Origin of the sequence: Endozoicomonas sp. SCSIO W0465 (assembly GCF_023716865.1) — a bacterium.
Classification (GTDB): domain Bacteria; phylum Pseudomonadota; class Gammaproteobacteria; order Pseudomonadales; family Endozoicomonadaceae; genus Endozoicomonas.
Map to the genome: position 1 here is coordinate 6,046,137 of NZ_CP092417.1, position 25,480 is coordinate 6,071,616.

Annotated in this window: 22 protein-coding genes and 1 pseudogene; 19 read left to right on the forward strand and 4 right to left on the reverse strand. The window is 48.3% G+C overall.

The features are described from left to right. Nucleotides 1-7 precede the first annotated feature (7 nt). The 11 genes from argF (at nucleotide 8) to MJO57_RS27195 (ending at nucleotide 14,339) form a co-directional block, all read left to right on the forward strand. Complete coding sequence (gene argF, locus MJO57_RS27145) at nucleotides 8-1,027, forward strand: ornithine carbamoyltransferase (RefSeq protein ID WP_371924696.1); 1,020 nt, start codon at nucleotides 8-10, stop codon at nucleotides 1,025-1,027. Between the two features lie 506 nt (nucleotides 1,028-1,533). After that, on the forward strand, nucleotides 1,534-2,940 hold the full coding sequence (locus MJO57_RS27150) for a V-type ATP synthase subunit B (protein WP_252020178.1): 1,407 nt from the start codon (nucleotides 1,534-1,536) through the stop codon (nucleotides 2,938-2,940). Nucleotides 2,941-2,945: 5 nt separating this feature from the next. Beyond that, nucleotides 2,946-3,572 carry a V-type ATP synthase subunit D gene (locus MJO57_RS27155; RefSeq protein ID WP_252020180.1) on the forward strand — a complete coding sequence of 209 codons (627 nt, stop codon included), beginning with the start codon at nucleotides 2,946-2,948 and terminating at the stop codon, nucleotides 3,570-3,572. Nucleotides 3,573-3,633: 61 nt separating this feature from the next. Beyond that, the gene (locus MJO57_RS27160; RefSeq protein WP_252020182.1) at nucleotides 3,634-5,484 is read left to right on the forward strand and encodes a V-type ATP synthase subunit I; all 1,851 of its coding nucleotides are present in this window, start codon (nucleotides 3,634-3,636) and stop codon (nucleotides 5,482-5,484) included. Nucleotides 5,485-5,486: 2 nt separating this feature from the next. After that, on the forward strand, nucleotides 5,487-5,936 hold the full coding sequence (locus MJO57_RS27165; protein WP_252020183.1) for an ATP synthase subunit C: 450 nt from the start codon (nucleotides 5,487-5,489) through the stop codon (nucleotides 5,934-5,936). 191 nt (nucleotides 5,937-6,127) lie between these two features. Further along, nucleotides 6,128-6,820 carry a hypothetical protein gene (locus MJO57_RS27170; protein WP_252020187.1) on the forward strand — a complete coding sequence of 231 codons (693 nt, stop codon included), beginning with the start codon at nucleotides 6,128-6,130 and terminating at the stop codon, nucleotides 6,818-6,820. Nucleotides 6,821-7,062: 242 nt separating this feature from the next. After that, the gene (locus MJO57_RS27175; RefSeq protein ID WP_252020188.1) at nucleotides 7,063-7,752 is read left to right on the forward strand and encodes a hypothetical protein; all 690 of its coding nucleotides are present in this window, start codon (nucleotides 7,063-7,065) and stop codon (nucleotides 7,750-7,752) included. 102 nt (nucleotides 7,753-7,854) lie between these two features. Next, nucleotides 7,855-9,687, forward strand: coding sequence for a V-type ATP synthase subunit A (locus tag MJO57_RS27180; protein ID WP_252020189.1), 1,833 nt, complete (start codon nucleotides 7,855-7,857; stop codon nucleotides 9,685-9,687). Between the two features lie 186 nt (nucleotides 9,688-9,873). Beyond that, nucleotides 9,874-11,463, forward strand: a complete 1,590-nt coding sequence (locus tag MJO57_RS27185) for a hypothetical protein (protein WP_252020191.1) — start codon at nucleotides 9,874-9,876, stop codon at nucleotides 11,461-11,463. Between the two features lie 327 nt (nucleotides 11,464-11,790). Further along, complete coding sequence (locus MJO57_RS27190) at nucleotides 11,791-12,600, forward strand: transporter substrate-binding domain-containing protein (protein ID WP_252020193.1); 810 nt, start codon at nucleotides 11,791-11,793, stop codon at nucleotides 12,598-12,600. Nucleotides 12,601-12,821: 221 nt separating this feature from the next. Further along, on the forward strand, nucleotides 12,822-14,339 hold the full coding sequence (locus tag MJO57_RS27195; RefSeq protein ID WP_252020195.1) for an IS66 family transposase: 1,518 nt from the start codon (nucleotides 12,822-12,824) through the stop codon (nucleotides 14,337-14,339). 58 nt (nucleotides 14,340-14,397) lie between these two features. On the opposite strand, the gene MJO57_RS27200 is transcribed toward MJO57_RS27195, so the two are convergent. After that, complete coding sequence (locus tag MJO57_RS27200) at nucleotides 14,398-14,553, reverse strand: hypothetical protein (RefSeq protein WP_252020197.1); 156 nt, start codon at nucleotides 14,551-14,553, stop codon at nucleotides 14,398-14,400. A 193-nt stretch (nucleotides 14,554-14,746) separates the two neighbouring features. Between MJO57_RS27200 and MJO57_RS27205 the strand changes: the two genes are divergently transcribed. The 4 genes and pseudogenes from MJO57_RS27205 to MJO57_RS27220 all read left to right on the forward strand — a co-directional run. Continuing rightward, nucleotides 14,747-15,703 carry an IS1595 family transposase gene (locus tag MJO57_RS27205; RefSeq protein ID WP_252017306.1) on the forward strand — a complete coding sequence of 319 codons (957 nt, stop codon included), beginning with the start codon at nucleotides 14,747-14,749 and terminating at the stop codon, nucleotides 15,701-15,703. A 453-nt stretch (nucleotides 15,704-16,156) separates the two neighbouring features. Continuing rightward, nucleotides 16,157-17,518, forward strand: coding sequence for an ISNCY family transposase (locus MJO57_RS27210; protein ID WP_252017318.1), 1,362 nt, complete (start codon nucleotides 16,157-16,159; stop codon nucleotides 17,516-17,518). Between the two features lie 611 nt (nucleotides 17,519-18,129). Continuing rightward, nucleotides 18,130-18,366: a hypothetical protein gene (locus tag MJO57_RS27215; protein ID WP_252020199.1), complete on the forward strand. Its 237-nt coding sequence runs from the start codon at nucleotides 18,130-18,132 to the stop codon at nucleotides 18,364-18,366. 29 nt (nucleotides 18,367-18,395) lie between these two features. Next, nucleotides 18,396-18,908: pseudogene (locus tag MJO57_RS27220) on the forward strand (GDP-mannose 4,6-dehydratase); the annotation flags it as partial. Here MJO57_RS27220 and MJO57_RS27225 read toward each other — a convergent pair. Next, on the reverse strand, nucleotides 18,904-19,251 hold the full coding sequence (locus MJO57_RS27225) for a hypothetical protein (RefSeq protein ID WP_252020200.1): 348 nt from the start codon (nucleotides 19,249-19,251) through the stop codon (nucleotides 18,904-18,906). The pseudogene MJO57_RS27220 and the gene MJO57_RS27225 sit on opposite strands and share 5 nt — an antisense overlap. On the opposite strand from MJO57_RS27225, the gene MJO57_RS27230 reads away from it, so the two are divergent. Then, nucleotides 19,250-20,764, forward strand: coding sequence for an IS66 family transposase (locus MJO57_RS27230; RefSeq protein WP_252017330.1), 1,515 nt, complete (start codon nucleotides 19,250-19,252; stop codon nucleotides 20,762-20,764). The genes MJO57_RS27225 and MJO57_RS27230 overlap by 2 nt on opposite strands. Before the next feature lie 3 nt (nucleotides 20,765-20,767). Here MJO57_RS27230 and MJO57_RS27235 read toward each other — a convergent pair whose 3' ends face one another. Further along, complete coding sequence (locus MJO57_RS27235) at nucleotides 20,768-21,724, reverse strand: transposase (protein ID WP_252020202.1); 957 nt, start codon at nucleotides 21,722-21,724, stop codon at nucleotides 20,768-20,770. 127 nt (nucleotides 21,725-21,851) lie between these two features. Between MJO57_RS27235 and MJO57_RS27240 the strand changes: the two genes are divergently transcribed. Further along, nucleotides 21,852-23,129 carry an IS4 family transposase gene (locus MJO57_RS27240; RefSeq protein WP_256491693.1) on the forward strand — a complete coding sequence of 426 codons (1,278 nt, stop codon included), beginning with the start codon at nucleotides 21,852-21,854 and terminating at the stop codon, nucleotides 23,127-23,129. On the opposite strand, the gene MJO57_RS27245 is transcribed toward MJO57_RS27240, so the two are convergent. Beyond that, the gene (locus MJO57_RS27245; protein WP_252020204.1) at nucleotides 23,020-23,532 is read right to left on the reverse strand and encodes a hypothetical protein; all 513 of its coding nucleotides are present in this window, start codon (nucleotides 23,530-23,532) and stop codon (nucleotides 23,020-23,022) included. The two genes, MJO57_RS27240 and MJO57_RS27245, sit on opposite strands and share 110 nt — an antisense overlap. 159 nt (nucleotides 23,533-23,691) lie before the next feature. Here MJO57_RS27245 and MJO57_RS27250 point away from each other — a divergent pair, with 159 nt between their 5' ends. Both MJO57_RS27250 and MJO57_RS27255 read left to right on the forward strand, forming a co-directional pair. Continuing rightward, nucleotides 23,692-24,282, forward strand: a complete 591-nt coding sequence (locus MJO57_RS27250; protein WP_371924697.1) for a GDP-mannose 4,6-dehydratase — start codon at nucleotides 23,692-23,694, stop codon at nucleotides 24,280-24,282. 120 nt (nucleotides 24,283-24,402) lie between these two features. Continuing rightward, complete coding sequence (locus MJO57_RS27255) at nucleotides 24,403-25,440, forward strand: YhcG family protein (RefSeq protein WP_252027130.1); 1,038 nt, start codon at nucleotides 24,403-24,405, stop codon at nucleotides 25,438-25,440. The last annotated feature ends 40 nt before the right edge of the window (nucleotides 25,441-25,480 follow it).

Below are 25,480 nucleotides of genomic sequence, written 5' to 3' on the forward strand. Positions count from 1 at the left end.
ACTGTATATGACTGTTGATATCGAGAGGAGTTTGCGGAACCGCCATTTTCTCAAGCTACTGGACTTTTCTCCGCTGGAGATCAGTCACTTACTGGAACGCGCAGCACAGCTGAAAGCAGCAAAGCGGTCCGGTACTGAGGAGCAGTTTTTGACCGGGCGAAATATTGCCCTGATTTTTGCAAAGGCTTCGACCCGAACCCGATGTGCCTTTGAGGTGGCCTGTTTTGATCAGGGGGCCAATGTGACCTATATCGGTGGTGGCTCGCAGATGGGGAGCAAAGAGACTGTTAAAGATACCGCCCGTGTGCTGGGACGTATGTACGATGGCATCGAGTTTCGTGGCCACCTGCAGCAGCATGTCGAAGATCTGGCTGCCTATTCCGGTGTGCCGGTATGGAATGGCCTCACCAATGACTGGCATCCAACCCAGGTACTGGCGGATTTTCTGACCATGCAGGAACACGGTAATGGTCGCTCTTTGAGTGAGATGAAGCTCTGCTACCTCGGAGATGGTCGCAACAACGTGGCCAATTCGCTGATGGTTGGCTGTGCGAAGATGGGAGTGGATTTCAGGATCGCTGCACCGGCAGAATTTTTCCCCGATCCTGTTCTCATCGAGCAATGTCGGAACATTGCCCGGGAAACCGGTGCAAAGATCGCGATTAGTGAGTCAGTGGATGATGCGGTAGCGGGCTGTGATTTCCTTTACACCGACGTATGGGTTTCCATGGGAGAGCCGATGGAAGCCTGGGATGAAAGGGTCAAACTGATGAAGCCCTACCAGGTTAATCCGGCAGTTATGCAAAAAACAGGCAATGGCAATGTCCGTTTCCTGCACTGCCTGCCGGCCTTTCACAATGAAGACACAGCGATTGGCAAAGAAGTCGCCGACAAATTTGGTATGAACGGTCTGGAAGTCACCGAGGACGTATTCGAGTCCGAGGCATCCATTGTGTTTGATCAGGCGGAAAACCGTATGCATACCATTAAGGCAGTGATGGTGGAAACATTAGGTGGAAGCCGTTAGTCAGTAGAGAGTGGGCAGTTCGTACAAACGACGGTTGCCCACCAGCATTGCAGGAAGCGATGAGTCTGACCTGCTGTTCAGGTAGAACTCTGCGAAAATCGTGGAATTGTCTACTCTTAGGGTCTGTTGATATAAGGTTCCAAACTCAACGGCTGTAAAACCGTATTTCACGAGTTGAACTGGTGAAGGTCTGGTGGAGGCTTGGTGAAGGTGCAGGCGTTCTGCATCTAACTGGCTCAACCAGGCTGGAAGGTGGCTTTACGAGCTGAGACAGGGATCTTATATCAACAGAAAAATGAGCCGAAAAGATTGTTCACAGGAGGCTTGGATAGAGCCAGCAGTACAAATCAGTGTTTGAGCTTTATCAGTTCAAACATACGACACTTGGCTTATGTTGTGTGCAATGAGGTGTGCCGCATTTACTCAGCACCACCTGTATGACTGATGATCTCCTGTGCCCATGATCCATTCTCTTTTCATTTTCCCAGCAGTATAGAGGAGCAGTAATGCCCCAGAGCCTATTGCGATACACCAATATTCTCAGCATCGTTGGTGACCTCATTCGCGTCCACGTACCTAACCTGGCTGAGGGTAATGCCCAGGCTAACTATGGTGACCTGGCGTTGATTGAGCAGGATGGACAGACATACTCCATGGCGCAGATCATCAAGATTGACCATGAAGAGGTTTCTCTCCAGGTTTTTGCCGGCACCAAGGGGCTATCCACCGGAGCCTCTGTCTGCTTCCTGGGTCAGCCTATGAAGACGACCTACTCCCCCAATATTCTTGGGCGTATCTTTAATGGTGCCGGTGAGCCAATTGATGGCGGCCCGGCACTGGAGCAGGATCCCAAGGTGGAGATTGATGGACCTTCGGTAAACACGGTTCGTCGTGTACTGGCTTCCCGCATGGTACGTACCAATGTACCGATGATTGACGTCTTCAACACCCTGGTTGAGTCCCAGAAGATTCCTATCTTCTCCGTTGCCGGTGAACCCTACAACCGCTTCCTGGCCCGTATTGCCATTCAGGCAGAGGCGGATGTGGTTGTCTTCGGTGGCATGGGCCTGATCTTCGATGATTACCACTTCTTCCGCACCACCTTCGAGGAAGCCGGTGTATCTGCCCGTACCGTTATGTTCACCAACCTGGCGTCTGACCCGACGGTTGAACGTCTGCTGACGCCGGATATGGCGCTGGCTGTGGCTGAACACTTCGCCGTAGAAGAGTCCAAAAAGGTTCTGGTTCTGCTGACCGACATGACCTCGTATGCCGATGCCATGAAAGAGATCGGTGTTGCCATGGACAAGATCCCGGCAAACCGTGGTTATATGGGGGACCTGTACTCACAGCTGGCGCGTCGTTATGAAAAAGCCTGTGACTACAAGGGTGCAGGTTCTGTCACTATTCTGGCGGTGACCACCATGCCGGGTAATGACGTGACTCACCCGGTTCCGGACAACACCGGTTATATCACCGAAGGTCAGTTCTACCTGCACGAAGGGCACCTGGACCCATTTGGTTCCCTGTCCCGTTTGAAGCAGATGGTTCAGGGTAAAGAAACCCGCGAAGACCATCCCGCTATCATGAACACCATGATTCGCTTCTACTCGGACTCGGTGAATGCGGCTCAGAAGCAGGCCATGGCTTTTGAATTGTCCAGCTATGACTTGAAAACCATCAAGTTCGGCAAGCTGTTCAAGAAACGCTTTATGTCTCTGGATGCGGCTATGTCGCTGGAAGAAGCACTGGATAAGTGCTGGGAGACCATGGCTGAATGTTTTGGTCCTGAAGAGACCCTGATGAAACAGAGTCTGCTGGAAAAATACTGGCCAAATCCGGAGCAGCTTTCTGGTTCAGAGAGCGATGCACAGAGTGCTGAGGAAGCTTCTGAAGCTGCAGCTGAGGCGTAATTATCATGGCCAAGGTAGCTCTCAACAAAAGTTCATTAAACAAAGAGAAGCGCAGTTTAAAAACGTACAACCGTTATCTGCCGGCACTTGAGCTCAAGCGTCAGCAGCTGATGATGGAACGTAAGAAGGCCGAAGAGGCACTGGCAGAAACCCGGGAACATCTGGCGGAAGTGGAGCAGCTGGTCAGACAGCAGCTCCCGATGCTGGCAAGACAGGATGTTCCGGTGGACAACCTGGTGAAGGTGACGGATGTGCGTCTGACCCAGGAGAATATTGTCGGAACCTCAGTTCCTCTGGTAGAGCACATTGAAATTGCGCTGACACCATACAGTGATCTGGCCAAACCCCACTGGGTTGATTACCTGGTTGAGCTTCTGCAGCAGATGATTCGCCTGAGAATAGAGCTTCAGGTTCGTCAGTTGCGCCACAAGGAGCTGGACAAGGCAACACGTACTACGTCCCAGCGGGTAAACCTGTTCTCCAAGGTTCTGATACCCCAGACCAAAAAGAACATCCAGAAAATCCAGATCTATATGTCTGACCAGGACAGAGCCAGCGTCATGAACGCCAAGCTCTCCAAGGGCAAGGTTCTGGCCCAGGAAGCCAAAGGAGGTCATTCGCAGGCGAGCTGAGTCGGCTGGTGTCCGGTTCTCGGTAAGAACCTGACACGCATACCCTGCGAAAGCATTGATTATGGCTATTAAACGACTTAAAAAGATCACCCTTTACGGGCCAAGCCAGGAGAAGAGCGGCATCCTTAAAGAGCTGCAATCCCTCGGCTGTCTGCATCTGATTCCATTAACCGAGAAACCGGCTGATGTTCAGGTACAGCCTGCAGAAGCCAGCGAAGCGAAAGCGTGGCTGGAGCGCAGCCCAAAACAGAGAAGGCAGGTTCGCAACTTCAGCGAGCGCAAGGACGCTGCCCGGGTAGACGACATTGTTCATAAGATTCTGGACAATAAGTCGAAGTTCCGTGAGCAGTCCGATATTCGCGACAAACTGCAGGAACGTATTCGGGAAGTGCGCCCCTGGGGAGAGTTTACCTTTCCTGCCCTGTCTGACCTGAATGGCCAGCGGCTCTGGTTTTATGTTCTGCCCAACGGTGAGCTGACGGCACTGAGGGAGTCACTAAAAGCGTGTGATCTGCCCTGGGAACTGATCCATCAGAGCCAGAAAGACAGTTACGTTATTGTTGTCTCTGATAAAGAACCGGAAGATGTTCTGCTGCCCGTTCATCGTTCTCATGTGGGTAAGATTCCGCTTTCCCGTCTGGAAGAGATGCTGGATGAAGCAGAGGATGCCATCGAGGAACTGCTGGCAGAACGTGAAGCACTGACGCGCTGGAACTATCTCCTGGATCAGGTACTGGCAGCCCGCCTGGACAGTGCCGATCTGCAGCAGGCCACCGGTGGCACCATGGATGAAGACAGTTTCTTCCTGGTCCAGGGCTGGGTACCGGTTGCTGAGCAGGCCAATGTTGAAGCCTTCACGGCTGCTCATGGTGTTGCCGCAATATTTGAAGACCCGACGGCAGACGACAATCCTCCGACGTTGCTGGACAAACCGGCCGGAACCGGCGGTGGTGCGGATGCCCTTGGCTTCTTCCAGACACCAAACTACCGTACCTGGGATCCGGGTAATGTGGTGTTTTACTCATTCTCGCTGTTCTTTGCGATGATCATGAGTGACGCCATGTACTGTCTGATTTTTGCCCTGATTATTTTCCTCATGCGAGGAAAACTAAAGGGGAGTGAAACCGGACGTCGGTTGATGAACCTGGGGTACTTTATGTCTGCTGCGGGTGTCGTCTGGGGTGTCTTTATTGGCAGTTACTTTGGCGCTGCGCCTGCTGGTGACAGTTTCCTGGGTACGTTGGCCTTCATTGACCTCAATGACTACAACGCCATGATGAAACTGTCGGTGGTGATTGGTGTTGCTCACCTGGTGGTTGCCAACGTCATGACGGCGGTGGTCAATCGTGACTCAAGCTATGCCCTTGCCCCATTGGGTTGGGCCGGCCTGATGGGTGGTGGTCTCTCGCTGTGGCTGGGCATGACCGGCACGCTGCCAAAAGCCTTTGAAATCACCATTGGCCCGGGACTGATGATTGTCGGTGCCCTGCTGGTATTCCTGTTCTCCAGCAGCCGTGAAGTGAAATCTTTCAAGGACCTTATTCTGAGAATGCTGGATGGTCTGAAAGCCGTCTACAACATTACCGCTGCTTTTGGTGATGTGCTCAGTTACATGCGCCTGTTTGCCCTCGGCCTGTCCGGAGCATCCCTGGCCATGACGTTTAACTCTTTGGCCATGGACGTTCTTAATTCCAGCCCCGTTACCGGTGTGCTGTTTGCGGGAATCATTCTGCTGCTGGGTCACCTCCTTAACTTTGCACTGTGCATTATGAGTGGTGTGGTTCACGGCATGCGTCTTAACGTCATTGAATTTGTCAACTGGGGACTGTCTGACGAAGGCTACCCTTTCAAAGTCTTTAACCAAAGAACGACTTTTAATCAACGAACCACTTTTAGTAAAGAAGAGGATTAACAATGGATGCACTGATTATCGCACTGGGTTGGGTAGGTGTTTTCGCGCCGGTTGCTCTGGGTGCAGTGGGTTCTGCAATCGGCTGTTCTGTCGCAGGACAGGCTGCCTGTGGTGCGATGCTGGATGTTGAGAGCGGCTACGGTAAGTTCGTCGGTCTCTCTGCCATGCCATCTTCCCAGGTTATCTACGGCATTGTCATCATGTTTACCCTGAGTGGTATCGGTGTCACTCTGGCCAGCGCTCCGGGTCTGTTTGGTATTGGTCTGCTGACCGGTGTTGCCCTGATGTACTCTGCGGTATACCAGGGACAGGCGGTTGCGGCGGCCATCAATGCTTCCAAAAACAAGCCGGAAGTATTTGGTCTGTCTATCGCACCTGCGGCGATCGTAGAAGGCTTTGCGGTATTTGCTTTCGTATTCGCACTGGTCATGGGTCAGGGCATTGCTGCCTGATGATGTGGTGAATGATTGGAACCACAAAGTCACTAAGACACTAAGTTTGCATAATCATTTCTCTGTGCCTTTGTGTCTTTGTGGTGACAAAAACTCACTGACCCATGAGCCAGGACAGCCATGAGCCAAGACAGCCGTGAGCCAAGACAGCCATGAGCCAAGACAGCCATGAGCCAAGACAGGATTAGATAATGAGTACTGCAACGCCTGAAAAACAAACCGGGAAAACCGTTTCCGTCGGTGTTCAGGAATTAATCGAAAAGCTGCGTAACCAGGGTGTCGACAGTGGTCGCCAGGAAGCGGGCAAGATTATTTCTGATGCTGAAGCCAAAGCCGCTGAGCTGATCGAGGATGCCGAAAAGCGTGCCAGTGCCATTGTTGGCAAGGCCCGTGAAGAAGCCGATTTTATTACCAAGGCAGGTAAAGAAGCACTGCAGCTGGCTGAGCGAAATGCCATCCTTGAGCTGAAAGACTACCTGTTGGAAAAATTCTCTGAGCAGATTCGCGCGGTGGTCAGCCATTCCATGGAAGGCGACAAACTGCTGGAAGCCATGATTCTTGAAGTCGCTGGCCAGAATAACCTGCGTGGCGAAAACAACATCGAAGTTATCCTGCCCAGAAAAGTGATTGGCGTGGATGAGCTGCGTGACAATCCTGAGCTACTCAAGGCGGGTGGTCTGCTGGAGTTCGCCATGAAGCGCGCCAGTGAGATGCTTCAGGATGGCGTGACATTTGCCGTTGGCGGTGCCAGCCAGAGTGGCATTGCGTTCCGTCTGAAAGATAAGGATATCCAGGTAGAGCTGACCGATGAAGCCGTTGCTGCGGTTCTGCTGAAGCACCTGCAGCCACGTTTCCGTGCCCTGCTGGAAGGCATTATTAAATAATTGCTGGTGTCAGTTCGTGATGGCGGATTAATTTCTGCCACACGCTCATGTTAAGGAGCAGTATCTGAATAACTTCCGTGTTTGTGAGCCTCCGAACCCCGACCGTCCTGAGCCTGTTGAAGGGCGTAAACTCCGGGCCCATGAGATAGATCGTGCCGGGCACCCTGCGACTTCGCACCGGGTGAGCGGACAGGGGCTCCTTCACCGGACAATGTTCACGGGCTGTTCCCGAGGAGAATGCAATGGCTGAAAATGCCTACTATACCCTGCTGACATCGCTGCCGCATATTGACTCACTGTTTAACAGCAAGATTACGCCTATCTCCAGAATTCAGCTGGATCGTCGTCTGGCCATGCTGTCCACGGCAGATCGTGAAACCCTGGTTAAGGTTGAACAGCTGGTTCACTGGAGCCACCTGGGTGAAGAGATCAAAGAAGCGTATTTGATCAACCTGGCAGAGCGCCTGTTGCAGGAGTTGGACAGCCCTGATCTGAAAGAGCTGGTGAACTGGCGTCTGGATATGCGAACCATTGCTGCTGCACTGAGACGCAAGGCCAATGGTATACAGGCCCCGACGTCTGCGAAATGGAGTTACGGTAGCCGCTACGCTTACATCCGCCGCAACTGGAATCATCCAACCCTCGGCCTGCAGAATGCATTTCCGTGGATTCCGGTGGCGGTTGAATGCCTGAGCAAAAAAGACTACCTCACGCTGGAAAAAACAGTGATGGAAGCGGTGTGGGACAAGCTGAATGAGCTTGGTGCCAGGCATCGTTTTGATTTTGAAGCCGTGGTGATCTATTTGCTCCGCTGGAACCTGGTGGCGCGCTGGACGGCCTATAATGGCGAAGAGGCAGTGGTTCGGTTTAATGAGCTGACCCAGCAGGCATTGGGCGAATTTGCCCACCAATTGCCGGGTTCCCCGGATTAAACGTCAACAGTGTCGTTTATGAAAGAAGTGTCCACGACGATTTACAGCTGACGATTTACGACAACGGTTATACACATGACTGAAGAGACAAAAACAGATCTGATGCAACAGGCCTCTGCCCGGGTGGTAGCGGTGATGGGTGATATCATCACCATCGAAAGCATCGCCGGACCGGATGGTGAGAGAAAGCCTCTGGTTAAGAACGAGGTAGTTTACGTACTGCCAAGCCGTCGCGCCAATGAAGCGGTGGAAGAACAGCTGATGGCTGAGATTCTCCGTGTTCGTGGCAACACGGCCGATATTCAGGTGTTTGAGGAAACCCGTGGCGTTGCTGTGGGTGACATGATCATCCAGACCGGACACATGCTGTCTGTTGATCTGGGGCCTGGTATTCTCAGCATGATTTACGACGGTCTGCAGAACCCTCTGGAGCGTCTGGCCAATCTGCATGGCCGCTTCCTGCAGCGTGGTGTTCAGGTGGAGTCCCTGGATCGCACCCAGAACTGGGCATTCACGGCAGTGGCTAAAATTGGCGATAAACTCCGTGCCGGTGAAACCTTTGGTACCGTTCCGGAAGGTCGCTTTACCCATAAAATCATGATCCCGTTTGATACTGTGGGTGAAGTGGAAGTGGTCTGGATTCAGGAGGGTAACTTCTCTGTTGACACCGTAGTAGCACGTGTTAAAAACCATAAGGGTGAAGAAATTCCCCTGACCATGTACCAGCGCTGGCCGGTGCGTAAGTCCATTTCTGAAACCCTTGCTGCCAAGGGAAAGACCGAGCGTCTTTACCCTAACCAGCCACTGATCACCACCACCCGTATCGTTGATACTTTCTTCCCGATTGCCCGTGGTGGTACCGGCTGCATCCCGGGACCATTTGGCTCTGGCAAGACAGTGCTGCAGCACGGTTTCTCCCGTTACTGCGATGCGGATATCGTTATTGTTACTGCCTGCGGCGAGCGTGCCGGTGAGGTAGTAGAAACCATTGAAGAGTTCCCGCATCTGCAGGACCCAAAGACCGGTGGTGCCCTGATCGATCGTACGGTAATTATCTGTAATACGTCGTCCATGCCGGTGGCTGCCCGCGAAGCCTCTATCTATACCGGTCTGACCCTGGGTGAGTACTATCGCCAGATGGGGTATAACGTTCTGGCCTTGGCTGACTCTACCTCCCGCTGGGCCCAGGCCATGCGTGAAACCTCTAACCGTCTGGAAGAAATTCCCGGTGAAGAGGGCTTCCCTGCCTATATGGACTCTGCCATCAAGGGGGTTTACGAGCGCTGTGGTGTGGTTCGCAACGAAGACGGTGATGAAGGCTCCCTGACCATGATCGGTTCGGTATCACCGGCCGGTGGTAACTTTGAAGAGCCTGTGACCCAGGCAACCCTGAGTACCGTAAAGGCATTCCTTGGTCTCTCTTATGATCGTGCTTACAAGCGCTTCTACCCGGCGATTGATCCACTGATCTCCTGGTCCCGTTATCTGGATCAGCTGGAAGACTGGTACTCCAAAAACCTGTCACCGGAGTGGGTCAGCAACGTTAGGGAGATGCAGGAACTGCTGGTTCGCGGTGACAGCATCAACCAGATGATGCAGGTAACCGGTGAAGAGGGTATTACTCTGGAAGATTACGTGACTTACCAGAAATCTTACCTGCTGGACATGGTTTACCTGCAACAGGACGCTTTTGATGATGTGGACGCTTCCTGCCCGATCAATCGTCAGCAGGAAAACTTTGACCTGGTGGTGAGCCTGATTCGTCAGCAGTACAGCTTCAGCGACAAAGAAGAAGTGCGTGATTACTTTATCAAGCTGACAGGCCTGTTCAAAAACATGCACTATGCCCATCATGGATCTCCTGAGTACAACAACTACATGAGTCGTATTCAGGAACTTCGCAGCCAGTATGCGATGGGTGCTTTAGCTGCCTGATGTCAGTTTTATAACACATTCAGTCTAATTCTGCCGGCAATGCCGGCAGTTCTTTGTTCAGACATCATTTTCTCAGAAGCTATGTCATTGTTCATTACCACCTGAATGCCCTTGTTTTTTTAGTTGGAACTTTTCGGGTTTATTACTATCTACATCTCTCCTGTTAAGAATGAGCGCGGGCATTCTATGGATAGTGATAAAATTTCAGGCTCACCTAACCCCTGCTTTGTTCAAACTCACCCTGCTTATCAACAAGAACGTGCGGGTGGCAGAATGGGGTCTTACCATGTTACACCCTGTGAAAAGGGGGGCCTGTCAGGGGTCGATTCTGGCCCGGGTTTTAAAGAAGATGGAAGGGGGCAACCGTTAACCGGACGGTTATCTGTTGTCGATGTTCTTAATCAAAAGGCTTTTAGTCAAAAAGCCGCTATTCAAAAAACAGAAATGAAAGCAAGGGTTCAGAATGCTTTGCAGACATTACTGGAAAATGACATTAAGCTTTGCAAGAAATTTGTACGACCATCAAAGCCTGACTGTGATAATAGTTATACTCCTCGATTTATCCGATTTTTTCCGGTTGTATCAGGGATTCTGATAGATGCTCTTATTAAAGCAAGAGAACCGGTTATTGAATATGATTATGAACTGGTCGGTGATGTATTAAAAGATAGAGAGGTAAAGGCTGTTTTTCTTCAGCTGATGAGTTTAACTTTTTCTAAACTGGATGGTGGGAAAAAACTTTCGGCTGATTATCTGCTTGGCGTTTTTAAAGAGCATCCGGGCGGGTGTTATGGTGCCGTTATTGATGGAATCATCAGTCATAGAAGATTCCTTCCGGAATTACAGGTTGCAATGGACAGGAATCAAATTACCCGGGGATTTCCGGCAGTCTATTTTCCAATGCTGTTTGGCTCGACGGACGACTATTATCTGGGGGCAGATGCCCAAAATTTTGATGCCAATACGGTTCATAATCTTGGCCAAGCCTTTGCCAGTATGTTGGAGCAACTGCACGGTGACGATCTTCAACCGGTGACTCTTGAGATATTGCATCAGATTCATCAACTTCTGACTAAGGATGTCAAGACTTGTTTTGGCCAACCCATATTGCCAACGTATGATTTTTATGAATCACATGTATTTGATATTCCGAAAGAAAAATTTACTTCGGACGGCTACCTTGAAATGATGCTATTTGTTAAGGAGTGCAACCAAAAATATCAAGTTATGGATAATCTATTTGCAGATAATCTCCCGGTTTTTCATATTTGTGGTTACTATTCGCGCAATGATGCGAGTCCGGGGAAGATCACTGTCAGAACTTATAGTGATGAACCTGACAAAGGTAATAATCGCAAGAAAGAAGTATTGATAAGATTGTTGGTTGATCACACTAAAGTGCTGAAAAGCACTTCGGCTCCGGAAGCCGTCCGCTTATCCATTGCCCGGCTGGCAAAGCGGTTGATGTTTCTCCACTATTTTGCTGATGGAAATGGCAGAACGACTGTTTATCTGATTAACCGCGAGCTTCTCAGAAATGGTCAGTCCCCCTCAATTATCCTGGATGCAGACTCGATTACCACGAAGTCATCTGCTGAGTTTTCCCAGATAATTAAGGCCGGTCAGGACCGTTTTAAGGGCATACAGCGCAACAAGTACCCAAGTTTCTTTAATCCACCGATTCCCTGCTTTTATGATCAGGTACAAAGTAAATTACGTGGCTATATAGAGCAGGGTTGGGAACAGAAATATACAGATATGGATGAGTTGGATTAGTAGTGTTGGTAAAAAACGACAGGATATGTACAATGCAGAGTGTCTCCTCGTATAACCAGATAATTGCGAGGTTAAAGCGGCCAGGGATTTGCCGTGCATAATGATAAAAAAGTTCTGGCACCAGTAGTATAGGATTTCTGGTAGCGGAAAGGAGTTATAATGAAAAAGGCTCTATTTGATTTCCGAACTGCTCTGCAGTGAAAATTGGATGTGGACCACGCAATGTAAGGCTTGAGGGCAAATTGCCGAGCAAAGCTCTGAGAGCCTTTAATGATAAGTGCTTCAGCCAGGTTCAATCTGGGAACAGTCTGTAATCCAATAAGAGCCATGAAAAAAATCACGGTGATGCTGGCCTTTCTGCTGGCGTTCAGTTCCTCGCTTTTTGCTTCTTATAACCCGATATGGGAAGAGTCTGCGCTAAACAATATCATGGAGCGCAAGGTGCTTCGTATTGGCCTGGATGCAGGCTATATGCCATTCGAAATGACCAATAAGCAGGGTAAAATCGTTGGTTTTGATGTGGACGTTGCCCGGCAGATGGCCAAGTCCATGGGCGTAGAGCTGGAAATTGTGAATACTGCCTGGGATGGCATTATCCCGGCTCTGGTGACGGATAAGTTTGACATCATTATGTCCGGTATGACCCTGACTTCCCAGCGTAACCTGCAGATTAACTTTGCTAACCCCTATATTGTCATTGGCCAGAGTATATTGCTGCGTAATGGCCTTGAAGGGGAGATCAAGTCTTATAAAGATCTGAATAATCCCAAATATACGGTGGTTTCCAAGCTGGGAACTACTGGCGATCTTGCAGCCAAACGTTATCTGAGTAAAGCCAGACTGAGACTGTTTGAAACCGAATCTGAGGGTGCCATCGAGGTTGTGAATGGCAAGGCAGATGCATTTATCTATGACCTGCCGTTTAATGCGGTCTATTCCAGCCAGAATCCGGGTAAGCTGGTTCATCTGGATACACCCTTTACCTATGAGCCGCTGGCCTGGGGAGTTCGTAAGGGGGATCCGGACTTTGTTAATTGGTTGAATAATTTCCTGACCCAGATTCAGGGTGATGGTACTTACGATAAGATTTATGCCAAGTGGTTCGAAAGTTCCGAATGGCAAAAGACCCTGAAGTAGTCGCTGATGCTGCAGGGTAAACCCGTAAAAGGCCAGCCTTTGCAAATGGAAAAGCCACCAAACCAGGTTCTGTGGAATCTGGTTTTTGCGGCAATATTGCTGCTGTTGAGCCTGGGTATCTATAAGTCCAGTGTAACTGTTCAGCACCCCCACATAAATCTGGAATTTTCTGATTTTTATACCATCCTCTTAAGCACCATTTTTCCACAATATTCGCCAGCATGATTCCAGAACTACCCGCAACTATGTCGGCTGAGATTCTCTTGAAAGAGAATGCAGAGCTGCGGATGAGAGTTGCCTGTCTGGAAGAGCGATGTCGAGAATTGGAAGAAAAGGTTGGCAAGAACAGTCAAAACAGCAGCAAGCCGCCATCGTCTGATGGTTATCAAAAACCTTGTAAAAACAGTAATTCTCCAGATCATTCTGACGACCTTTCCGCAGATAAAGGTACCGATCCATCGGATGAAAAACCCAATCCTAAAAGTCTGAGACAGTCTTCTGGTAATAAAGCCGGTGGAAAGAAAGGGCATCAGGGCACTTGTCTTAAACAGGTCGATATCCCTGACTATATTGAGTACCTTCCGGTTAAAGAATGCAATAAATGTCAGGCGTCTCTTCTTGATAGTGAGCCGGTCAAATATATTGAACGACAGGTGTTTGAACCAGGGAGACCGGGTGAATTTGAAGTAACGGCCCATAGAGCTGAAGTAAAAATCTGCACTTGTGGTTGTCGGAATCAGGCTGAATTCCCGGAAGGTGTTACCGCTGCCGCACAATATGGCTCAGCCACACAGGCTATGGCCGTCTATCTTAACCAATACCATTTCCTGCCTTTTAAGCGCGTGTCAGAGTATTTTAATACTCTCTATAAAATGAGTGTAAGTGCAGGCACTGTCGCCAATTTTGTGGCCAGAACCTATGAAAATCTGGCTTCTACTGAAGAGGTTATTCGTGACGCCTTGCGGGAATCGTCTGTTGCCGGAGCCGATGAAACGGGTATGCGGGCCGAGGGCTCTTTGCACTGGCTACACGTTATGCGGGATGAACAATGGACGCTCTACTACTTGTCTGAAAAGCGAGGTCGTGAGGCCATGGACACGATGGGCATACTGCTAACATTTGCAGGCGGCGTTCTGGTTCATGATCATTGGAAATCCTATTTTGCATATGCGGCAACTCACGTACTTTGCAATGCCCATCACCTGAGGGAGCTTTTGGGTGTTGTTGATAGGGACAGCAATCAACTGGCGTTGCGATTGATGAAGCTACTGAGGCTTTCCTGGCATTACTGCAAGGGCTTTAAGACCATAGGTATGCTACAGATGCCAAGTGTTGTCTGTGAACGAATCGAGAAGATTTATGACCGGTTGCTTCAGCGGGCTCTAATGAAAGAAGTCGTCTATATGGAGAAGCAACGAGAGGAGCTTAAGCGCAAGAAAGTCAAGAATACTAAAGCTTACAATCTCTTCAAACGACTCACTGAGTTCAAGGCTGAGACACTGCGCTTCATGTCAGATTTTACCATTCCCTTCGATAACAATGGCAGTGAGCGGGATGTTCGAATGGCCAAGTTAAAGCAGAAAATCTCAGGCTGCTTCAGGAGTGCAGACGGTGGTTCTATGTTTGCACGGATTCGCAGCTATTTGTCGTCTGCCAGAAAACAGGGAATGGACATATATCAATCACTTCATAGAGCTGTTCGGAATTACTGTAATATGCCTTTGCTCAGTGCTGAATAGTTACATCCTTCTTTCAGAATATGCCTATAATGTAGTTGTTAATAAGTACCCATTTTTTTCAAGGAAATGTTCTGTTAACCATCTTTTGCTTGTTAATAATGGCCGTATCAATAATAAAAGGCTCTTTTCGGGTTACAGACTGCTCTGCAATGAAAATTGGCCAAAGGCCTTGATATACAATGCCTTCAGGAAACTGCTGGCTAAATATTGCCAAGCCCTGCCACAGGAGGATTCCAGCCTGATTTATGAAATCAGCAGTCTGCAATACGAAAAGAGCCTAATAAAAAGTACAAATATATATCTTATATTGGACATGTTAATAAAGGTACCTGATTACCACCGACCCTACGTCGTGAGCCAGCTGCTATAATAAACGTCGATAGTCATGTGTTTTGGAGGTAAAACTGATGTGTAAAAACACCATTCAGTTCCAAAAAGGCCTTGGCATTATGCAATTTCTGGCTAATTACGGCAGTGAAGAGCAGTGTGAGAACGCGCTGTCCTCTTGGCGCTGGCCAGATGGCTTCCAATGCCCGAAGTGTGGCTCCCGCAGTTTCTGCAAGCTTCACCGGAAAGCTGAATTCCAGTGCAATTGCTGCCGTTGCCAAACCTCGCTTACCAGTAACACTATCTTTGACTCAACAAAGCTGCCTCTAGCTACCTGGTTTCTGGGTATCTATCTCGTCACCCAGAATAAAGCGGGGATTTCTTGCCTGACGCTTCATCGACAACTTGGCATTTCCTACAATGCCGCATTGCGCATGAAACACAAACTCATGCAGGTCATGATGGAAAGAGATAACAGCTGGCAGTTGAGTGGTTTTGTTCAGATTGATGACGCCTATTGGGGCGGAGAGCGCCACGGAGGCCGCCGGGGCAGAGGCTCAGAGAACAAAGCCCCCTTCGTGGCCGCAGTTCAGACAGATGCTGATAACCACCCTATCTACATGAAGTTCAATGCCGTTGATAACTTCCGGCGAAAAACCATTCAGGAGTGGGCAGAACATGCCCTGAAAAAGGGTGTCCGGGCCGTCAGCGATGGCTTGTCCTGTTTCCGGGGTATTGAAGATGCCGGATGCCAGCACACAGCCATCATTACCGGTGGTGGGCATGCATCCATGGAGAATGAGTTGTTCACCTGGGTAAATACCATGCTGGGAAACGTGAAAACAGCGATTACCGGTACTTACCATAAGCTCGACCCCAAGCATCTGGGCCGTTATCTATCAGAGTTCAACTATCGGTTTAACCGGCGTTTTGATATGCCTTCAATGATCTCAAGGCTAGGTCGGGCTGCAGTCAATACAGCACCGATGCCGGATCGACTTCTCAAACTGCCAGACGTCCAGTGGAAACCGGGTTAGCCATCAACCGATAATTGAAAGTCAGTTGACGTATTAATATCATTATTTCGAATGATGATGTGGGTCTTTGCTTGTTCGGAGCGGTTATGAAACCGAATTTAGTTGATAATCTGGAGAACAAGCCGTCATGATGCCTGCTCCACCGGTAATACTGGAGAGGTTCTATTATTTCTTTACCGGGTTATAGACATAAAGAATGAAAAGCTGCACGTATATTCTTAAATTATCTTTCCCTGTGTCATGACGTACGATCAGTGGTAATCAGGTAAAGGTAAGGGTATCAGTGATTTTATCGGATTTGTTAATTTTCTAGCTAGTTCTCGTCCAAAAACACAACCAATTGAAAACTGTAGATTTTATCCTGAAAAATTAAGTGGAGCCCTACTGCTATCTGGCGACTAAACTTCCCAAGAGCAAGAAACATAAGGGATTGCCAAAAACAGAGGACTCCAAATGCGCAAAAAACGCAACCCGCAGTGTAGTATGGAACTCCATTACGTACCTCATGAAATCTGCTCCCAGCTTTCCGGTATCTCGCAATGGCTTGACGCCCATCCACAGTTCAATGACTGGATTTATGAGGACTTAAGTTCTGGTGATAAACAGAACACTGGGCGGAACGGACTATCAGCAGAATCCGTTCTTCGTGCGGCACTCCTGAAACAGTATTTGAATTGTGATTATGACTACTTGTCGTTTGTTTTGATGGACTCCATGCTCTTTCGAGACTTTTGTCGCCTCGAACCAAACCAGCGCCCCAGTCGCTCCAGTTTGCATGGGCTCATCAGCCTTCTTACTGCATCTACATGGGAACGGATTAATAACTGTCAGCTAATGACCGCTAAAGATCAGGGTATTGAAAAAGGGCGCACTGTGGCTATTGACAGCACAGTCACCGAATCGGATATCAAACCTCCTTGCGACAGTGATCTTTTAGCCAGTTCCGTTAAAGAAATTTGTCGGCTGCTGGAACGGGGACAAACACTGACAGCGACACCGCTTTATGAATATACCCATCACAACCGAGCCGTAAAAGATGCGGCCAGAAAATGCATCTACGCTGGCAAAGAAGAGCGGCATCAGCATTATAAAAAACTGCTGCAGTTGACCCGAAAATCCCGGAAGGTACTTATCGAAGCTACTGTCACGCTAGCAAACGCCCGTCAGCAGGGGCAGTGTCTCCTGGCTGATGATGCCGACAAGTGGCAGGCCGATGTGGATCACCTGTTACCCCTGGTGGATGCAATAGTCTCCCAGACAGAGCGCAGGGTCTTTAAGGGTGAAAAGGTGCCAGCCCAGGAAAAAGTGGTTAGCCTGTATGAACCCCATACGGATATCATCGTAAAAGACAGGCGGCAAGTACAGTATGGCCATAAACTGAACCTGGTTCAGGGAAAAAGTCGATTGATCCTGGACCTGGTTATTGAGGAAGGTAACCCAGCGGATTCGGACCAATTCATTCCGATGATGGAAAGACAAAAAGAAATTTATGGTCGTGTACCTCGCCAGACAAGCGGTGACGGCGGATACGCGTGTCGCGCTAATTTGGAAAAAGCCAAGGCCATGGGAATCAGCGATGTAGCTTTTAATAAGAAGCGCGGACTTGAAGTCGAAGAGATGACTAAAAGTCAGTATGTGTATAAAACGCTCTTTCGCTTCCGGGCAGGTATTGAAGCGGGAATTTCGTGGCTAAAGAGATGTTTTGGGCTATCACGTTGCCACTGCAAGGGTTCTGAGCGTTTTGATTCTCATTGCTGGTTATCGGTGGTCTGTTACAACCTGGTGATTCTGGCCAGACACCCGGCACCATCCTGATAGCCACCTCCACGCTACATGAAAGTACCTTTCCAGCATGGTGGGAGGATGTTTTCTGCCTGCTTTTCGCGTTTTTCTCCAATATCCGTCCCAGATTAGAGAAAAAAAGGGAAGAGTTTTTGCGGCTCTCTGGAATTTCAGGAAATATCAAAACGAACGTACAATCTAATTATGATTGCCTGATGCGTTTTTGGACGAGAACTAGCTAAAAATAATCTTAATCTACCCGGCGAATCTAAGTTGTGCTTGATTACTTCATCTGATATTTCTTGCTATTTAAATGAGCTTCCTTCTAACTGGATAGAATATCTGATAATAATTAATAAAGAAAGCATTTCAGATCAAGAAATAGAAGATGTAATAGTTAATAGTCTATGTGTTTTAGTATTGCATCAGTCTGCAACGCAATCAGGTGTATTAGCGCAATGCAGTAGTTTTTCAACGCCCGTATTAGTTAGTTCCCATCCAAAAACTATAGCCCTTGGGCCACGTAGCCTACAGAGATTTGACGTGCTCTGAATTTACAGGAAAATCACATCAACTCCGCTGTAGCCCCCGAAAACTGGTTGAAAAAGGCGTCAAAACAAAACTTGATTTTTTCCCTCTAAGCCTTGGCACGCATAGGCTGCAGAGTTTTTGGACGAGAACTAGTTAGAGATATACCTGCATTTACACAGTATATTAAAAAAGACTCTTGTGTTCTTTCCTTTCAATTCTCATCTAAAGAACTTTATGATAAATCAAAGCAAGCATACATTGATGCAGATAGTAATGTTTCAATGATGTCAGATTTATATGGTAAATATTTTTCACCTATAAATTTTGAAAAATATTACCCTGACCTTTAAAGTTTCTTAATTTCTTTTGGATCATAGATATGGCAAATAAAATTGCTTTAATAACTGGTATTACTGGGCAGGATGGTTCCTACCTTGCCGAATTCCTTTTAAAGAAAGGCTACGAAGTCCATGGCATCAAACGTAGAGCTTCGTTATTTAATACTGACCGTGTGGATCATATTTATGAAGACCCCCACACTAAAAACCAGCACTTCAAACTCCACTACGGCGATCTGAGCGACAGCTCCAACCTGACCCGTATTATCAGCGAAGTGCAGCCGGATGAAGTGTATAACCTAGCGGCACAGTCCCATGTGGCGGTCTCTTTTGAGGCGCCGGAATACACCGCTGATGTGGACGCACTGGGTACGTTGCGACTGCTGGAAGCCATTCGCTTTTTAGGTCTTGAGAAAAAAACCCGTTTCTATCAGGCATCTACTTCTGAACTGTATGGTTTGGTACAGGAGATTCCTCAAAAAGAAACCACACCTTTCTACCCTCGTTCCCCTTACGCTGTAGCCAAGATGTATGCGTACTGGATCACGGTTAACTAGTTCTCGTCCAAAAACGCATCAGGCAATCATAATTAGATTGTACGTGCGTTTTGATATTTCCTGAAATTCCAGAGAGCCGCAAAAACTCTTCCCTTTTTTTCTCTAATCTGGGACGGATATTGGAGAAAAACGCGAAAAGCAGGCAGAAAACATCCTCCCACCATGCTGGAAAGGTACTTTCATGTAGCGTGGAGGTGGCTATCAGGATGGTGCCGGGTGTCTGGCCAGAATCACCAGGTTGTAACAGACGTAACTGTTCAGCACCCCCACATAAATCTGGAATTTTCTGATTTTTATACCATCCTCTTAAGCACCATTTTTCCACAATATTCGCCAGCATGATTCCAGAACTACCCGCAACTATGTCGGCTGAGATTCTCTTGAAAGAGAATGCAGAGCTGCGGATGAGAGTTGCCTGTCTGGAAGAGCGATGTCGAGAATTGGAAGAAAAGGTTGGCAAGAACAGTCAAAACAGCAGCAAGCCGCCATCGTCTGATGGTTATCAAAAACCTTGTAAAAACAGTAATTCTCCAGATCATTCTGACGACCTTTCCGCAGATAAAGGTACCGATCCATCGGATGAAAAACCCAATCCTAAAAGTCTGAGACAGTCTTCTGGTAATAAAGCCGGTGGAAAGAAAGGGCATCAGGGCACTTGTCTTAAACAGGTCGATATCCCTGACTATATTGAGTACCTTCCGGTTAAAGAATGCAATAAATGTCAGGCGTCTCTTCTTGATAGTGAGCCGGTCAAATATATTGAACGACAGGTGTTTGAACCAGGGAGACCGGGTGAATTTGAAGTAACGGCCCATAGAGCTGAAGTAAAAATCTGCACTTGTGGTTGTCGGAATCAGGCTGAATTCCCGGAAGGTGTTACCGCTGCCGCACAATATGGCTCAGCCACACAGGCTATGGCCGTCTATCTTAACCAATACCATTTCCTGCCTTTTAAGCGCGTGTCAGAGTATTTTAATACTCTCTATAAAATGAGTGTAAGTGCAGGCACTGTCGCCAATTTTGTGGCCAGAACCTATGAAAATCTGGCTTCTACTGAAGAGGTTATTCGTGACGCCTTGCGGGAATCGTCTGTTGCCGGAGCCGATGAAACGGGTATGCGGGCCGAGGGCTCTTTGCACTGGCTACACGTTATGCGGGATGAACAATGGACGCTCTACTACTTGTCTGAAAAGCGAGGTCGTGAGGCCATGGACACGATGGGCATACTGCTAACATTTGCAGGCGTTCTGGTTCATGATCATTGGAAATCCTATTTTGCATATGCGGCAACTCACGTACTTTGCAATGCCCATCACCTGAGGGAGCTTTTGGGTGTTGTTGATAGGGACAGCAATCAACTGGCGTTGCGATTGATGAAGCTACTGAGGCTTTCCTGGCATTACTGCAAGGGCTTTAAGACCATAGGTATGCTACAGATGCCAAGTGTTGTCTGTGAACGAATCGAGAAGATTTATGACCGGTTGCTTCAGCGGGCTCTAATGAAAGAAGTCGTCTATATGGAGAAGCAACGAGAGGAGCTTAAGCGCAAGAAAGTCAAGAATACTAAAGCTTACAATCTCTTCAAACGACTCACTGAGTTCAAGGCTGAGACACTGCGCTTCATGTCAGATTTTACCATTCCCTTCGATAACAATGGCAGTGAGCGGGATGTTCGAATGGCCAAGTTAAAGCAGAAAATCTCAGGCTGCTTCAGGAGTGCAGACGGTGGTTCTATGTTTGCACGGATTCGCAGCTATTTGTCGTCTGCCAGAAAACAGGGAATGGACATATATCAATCACTTCATAGAGCTGTTCGGAATTACTGTAATATGCCTTTGCTCAGTGCTGAATAGTTACTAACAGACCACCGATAACCAGCAATGAGAATCAAAACGCTCAGAACCCTTGCAGTGGCAACGTGATAGCCCAAAACATCTCTTTAGCCACGAAATTCCCGCTTCAATACCTGCCCGGAAGCGAAAGAGCGTTTTATACACATACTGACTTTTAGTCATCTCTTCGACTTCAAGTCCGCGCTTCTTATTAAAAGCTACATCGCTGATTCCCATGGCCTTGGCTTTTTCCAAATTAGCGCGACACGCGTATCCGCCGTCACCGCTTGTCTGGCGAGGTACACGACCATAAATTTCTTTTTGTCTTTCCATCATCGGAATGAATTGGTCCGAATCCGCTGGGTTACCTTCCTCAATAACCAGGTCCAGGATCAATCGACTTTTTCCCTGAACCAGGTTCAGTTTATGGCCATACTGTACTTGCCGCCTGTCTTTTACGATGATATCCGTATGGGGTTCATACAGGCTAACCACTTTTTCCTGGGCTGGCACCTTTTCACCCTTAAAGACCCTGCGCTCTGTCTGGGAGACTATTGCATCCACCAGGGGTAACAGGTGATCCACATCGGCCTGCCACTTGTCGGCATCATCAGCCAGGAGACACTGCCCCTGCTGACGGGCGTTTGCTAGCGTGACAGTAGCTTCGATAAGTACCTTCCGGGATTTTCGGGTCAACTGCAGCAGTTTTTTATAATGCTGATGCCGCTCTTCTTTGCCAGCGTAGATGCATTTTCTGGCCGCATCTTTTACGGCTCGGTTGTGATGGGTATATTCATAAAGCGGTGTCGCTGTCAGTGTTTGTCCCCGTTCCAGCAGCCGACAAATTTCTTTAACGGAACTGGCTAAAAGATCACTGTCGCAAGGAGGTTTGATATCCGATTCGGTGACTGTGCTGTCAATAGCCACAGTGCGCCCTTTTTCAATACCCTGATCTTTAGCGGTCATTCTTAGGGTAGACATTAAGCTCAAAAAAGGTTCGTTTCCGGCGGCAGAACCCACCTTGAACAGCCACAATAAAGCTTCGAAACCATTATCAATGGCTGAACAAGATGAGTACTGCAAATAGTAGATTAGTTGAAAAAAACTGTTGACCTGTTTCGACCGGTCAGAACTCCTAAGTATGGCGGAACAGCTTGGTTTTACTATACGACAGCGAGATATCCGTCCTTTGGATTTTATCCTCTCACTGATCGATGCCCTCGCTGGTGATGGAAACTGCGATACCCAGGCGGATCTACACCGTAAATTTAACGAGTTGACGGGGCTGAATGTCTCTTATCGTTCTTGGGCAAATCAAGCTAAAAAGGACGCGCTGCCTACTCTTATCCTGTGGCTATGGGTGCAGTGTCTGGAAATATTTTCCCGCAAAGTCATGGCGTTTGATGAAGACAGTCCATTTTCAGAGTTTGAGCACATTCTGATTCAGGACGGTTCGTCACAAGCTGTCTATGATGCCCTGAAAGAAGCATTTCCCGGCAGGTTCTCAACGGTCAGTCCTGCTGCCGTCGAGCTTCATACGACAATGGATCTTCTCACCAACAACCTGGTGCGGGTGCAGCTGACTGAAGATACCCGTTCAGAAAGAGACTGTCTGCCACCACTGCCAACATCCATGGCCTATATCCTGATGCTAATGGATGCCGGTTATTTTGAGCTGGAACTCTTTGCCGCTATTGATGACAGGGAGGGTTCTTTTATCTGCAAGGCACCTCAGAGTATCAACCCGACGATACTCAGCGCGGTACGGGAGGATGGCAAGAATCTCAATCGCTACAAAGGACAAAAACTGAAGGATGTACTGTCTGGCTTCCCCAAAGACCAGTGCCTCGACCTGGATGTAGAATGGCCGGGATTCAAAGCCTGGCCATTCCGCTTGGTTGTCCGCTGGAATGACAAAAAACAGAAGTGGGTTTTCGTTGTGACCAACCTGAACCGGGTGGAGTTCACCTTGAGTGATGTGCTCCAGGCCTATCGTCTACGGTGGCAGATAGAGCTGATTTTCAAAGAGATCAAATCCTATTCAGGGTGGCATCGTTTTAACACCAAATCAGCGACACTGGTGTTTAGCCTGATTCTGATGTCCTTTGTGGTTGTGACGTTGAAAAGGTACCTTGCCCATGCTGCACAGGCGAACCTCTGTGAAAGTGGGAGCATTGAGGAAATCTCGACGCACAAGGTGATGAAAAGTGGGACTCACCTGTTTGGTAATGTGATTTCATCGTTGATGAATGCAGGAAAGTCATTGGTCTCATGCATTAAAAAGCTACTGGACTTCTGGGGAAATAATGCGAAACGAGAACACCCTGCACGGGATGGTTGTTCAGGGCGTACAAGATTAGGCCTTTGTGCGGTGGGTGGGGCTTAATGTCTACCTTAAGAGCGGTCATTAGCTGACAGTTATTAATCCGTTCCCATGTAGATGCAGTAAGAAGGCTGATGAGCCCATGCAAACTGGAGCGACTGGGGCGCTGGTTTGGTTCGAGGCGACAAAAGTCTCGAAAGAGCATGGAGTCCATCAAAACAAACGACAAGTAGTCATAATCACAATTCAAATACTGTTTCAGGAGTGCCGCACGAAGAACGGATTCTGCTGATAGTCCGTTCCGCCCAGTGTTCTGTTTATCACCAGAACTTAAGTCCTCATAAATCCAGTCATTGAACTGTGGATGGGCGTCAAGCCATTGCGAGATACCGGAAAGCTGGGAGCAGATTTCATGAGGTACGTAATGGAGTTCCATACTACACTGCGGGTTGCGTTTTTTGCGCATTTGGAGTCCTCTGTTTTTGGCAATCCCTTATGTTTCTTGCTCTTGGGAAGTTTAGTCGCCAGATAGCAGTAGGGCTCCACTTAATTTTTCAGGATAAAATCTACAGTTTTCAATTGGTTGTGTTTTTGGACGAGAACTAACTATCGCGAGTCCTATGGTATGTATGCCTGTAACGGCATTCTGTTTAACCACGAATCTCCTCGACGTGGCGAAACCTTTGTAACCCGTAAGATTACCCGTGGTCTATCCAATATCGCTCAAGGTCTTGAATCTTGCCTGTTCCTTGGCAATATGGATGCCCTGCGTGACTGGGGTCATGCCCGTGATTATGTGGAGATGCAGTGGCTGATGTTACAGCAGGAACAGCCTGAAGATTTTGTCATTGCCACCGGTGTTCAATACTCTGTACGCCAATTCGTAGAGTTCACAGCAAAAGCCATTGGCTTCACTATTAAGTGGGAAGGCTCTGGTGTTGAGGAATGCGGTTACGTGGAAACCATTGCCGGCGATAATGCACCGGGGCTTACCGTAGGGCAGCGCATTGTTGCGGTTGACCCACGTTACTTCCGTCCAGCTGAAGTAGAGACACTTCTTGGTGATCCAACTAACGCAAAAAATAAATTGGGTTGGGTTCCTACCACAACGCTGGAAGAAATGGTTACTGAAATGGTTCAGTATGATCTCTCCCAGGCTAAGCAGCATGCCTTATTGAAAGAGCATGGTTATGATGTGAAGGTTTCGAGGGAGTAGACACTATTGCCTGAGGACGATTATATTAATCTGTTTCTCTGGTTCCTGCCTTGCCTCCGACCAATAAGCAGGGTTTTATAGAGCCAACTGACAATACAGGAAATCCCAGTGCCTGAGCAAATGCCTGATGGTTATCGTCCGTGGCTTCAAGCTATCAAATCCCGCATCTATAGCGCACAGCAACGGGCTGCTATTGTCGTCAATCAGGGAATGTTGGAGCTTTACTGGCATATTGGGCAGGAGATCCTTGAACGGCAGGAGCAGCAGGGCTGGGGTTCCGGGGTTGTGAGTCAGTTGGCAAAGGATTTGAAGTCAACTTTTCCTGATATGAAAGGGTTCTCCCGCGCAAACCTAATGTATATGAGGGCGTTTGCAGAATCCTGGCCTGATCTGATGACGGAGGCAAATGTCCAACAGACTGTTGGACAAATTCCCTGGGGGCACAACCTTCTGTTGTTAAGCAAACTGAAAGACCGGTCAAAGCGCCTTGGGTATGCTGCCAAGACGATTGAAAACGGTTGGTCCCGTAATGTATTAGCGCATCAGATCGAAAGTCGTTTGTTGGAACGACAGGGAAAGGCCGTTAGCAATTTTACCTGTTCACTCCCCAACCCTCAGTCAGAACTAGCTGAGCAAACCTTGAAAGATCCATACCTTTTTGACTTCCTTACTTTGCGGGAAGACGCTAAAGAACGAGAGATCGAGCAGGCACTTACCCGACATATCAGCCAGTTTCTGTTGGAGCTGGGTGCAGGTTTTGCTTATGTAGGCCAGCAGGTTCATGTTGAGGTGGGCGGTGATGACTTCTACCTGGACTTGCTGTTCTACCACCTCAAACTGCGTTGTTACATTGTGGTTGAGCTAAAAACAGGAGATTTTAAACCTGAGCATGTGGGGCAGCTGAATTTTTACCTCTCAGCGGTAGACAGCCAATTGAGGTCTGATCAAGATGCCCCGAGTATAGGCCTTTTGCTCTGCAAGAGTCGTAACAAAATCGTGGTTGAATACGCTCTCCGTGATAATGCTAAACCCATTGGTGTGGCTGAATATCAACTATCTCAAAGCCTGCCTGAAGCCTTGGAAGGTGAGTTGCCCAGCATTGAACGGTTAGAGGAGGAAGTACGGTCATATGAACGTGGAGTCCTGCCCGGGGAGTGATGACAATAGTATGTTCTTAATAGGTTTTAGCTTTAGCCCG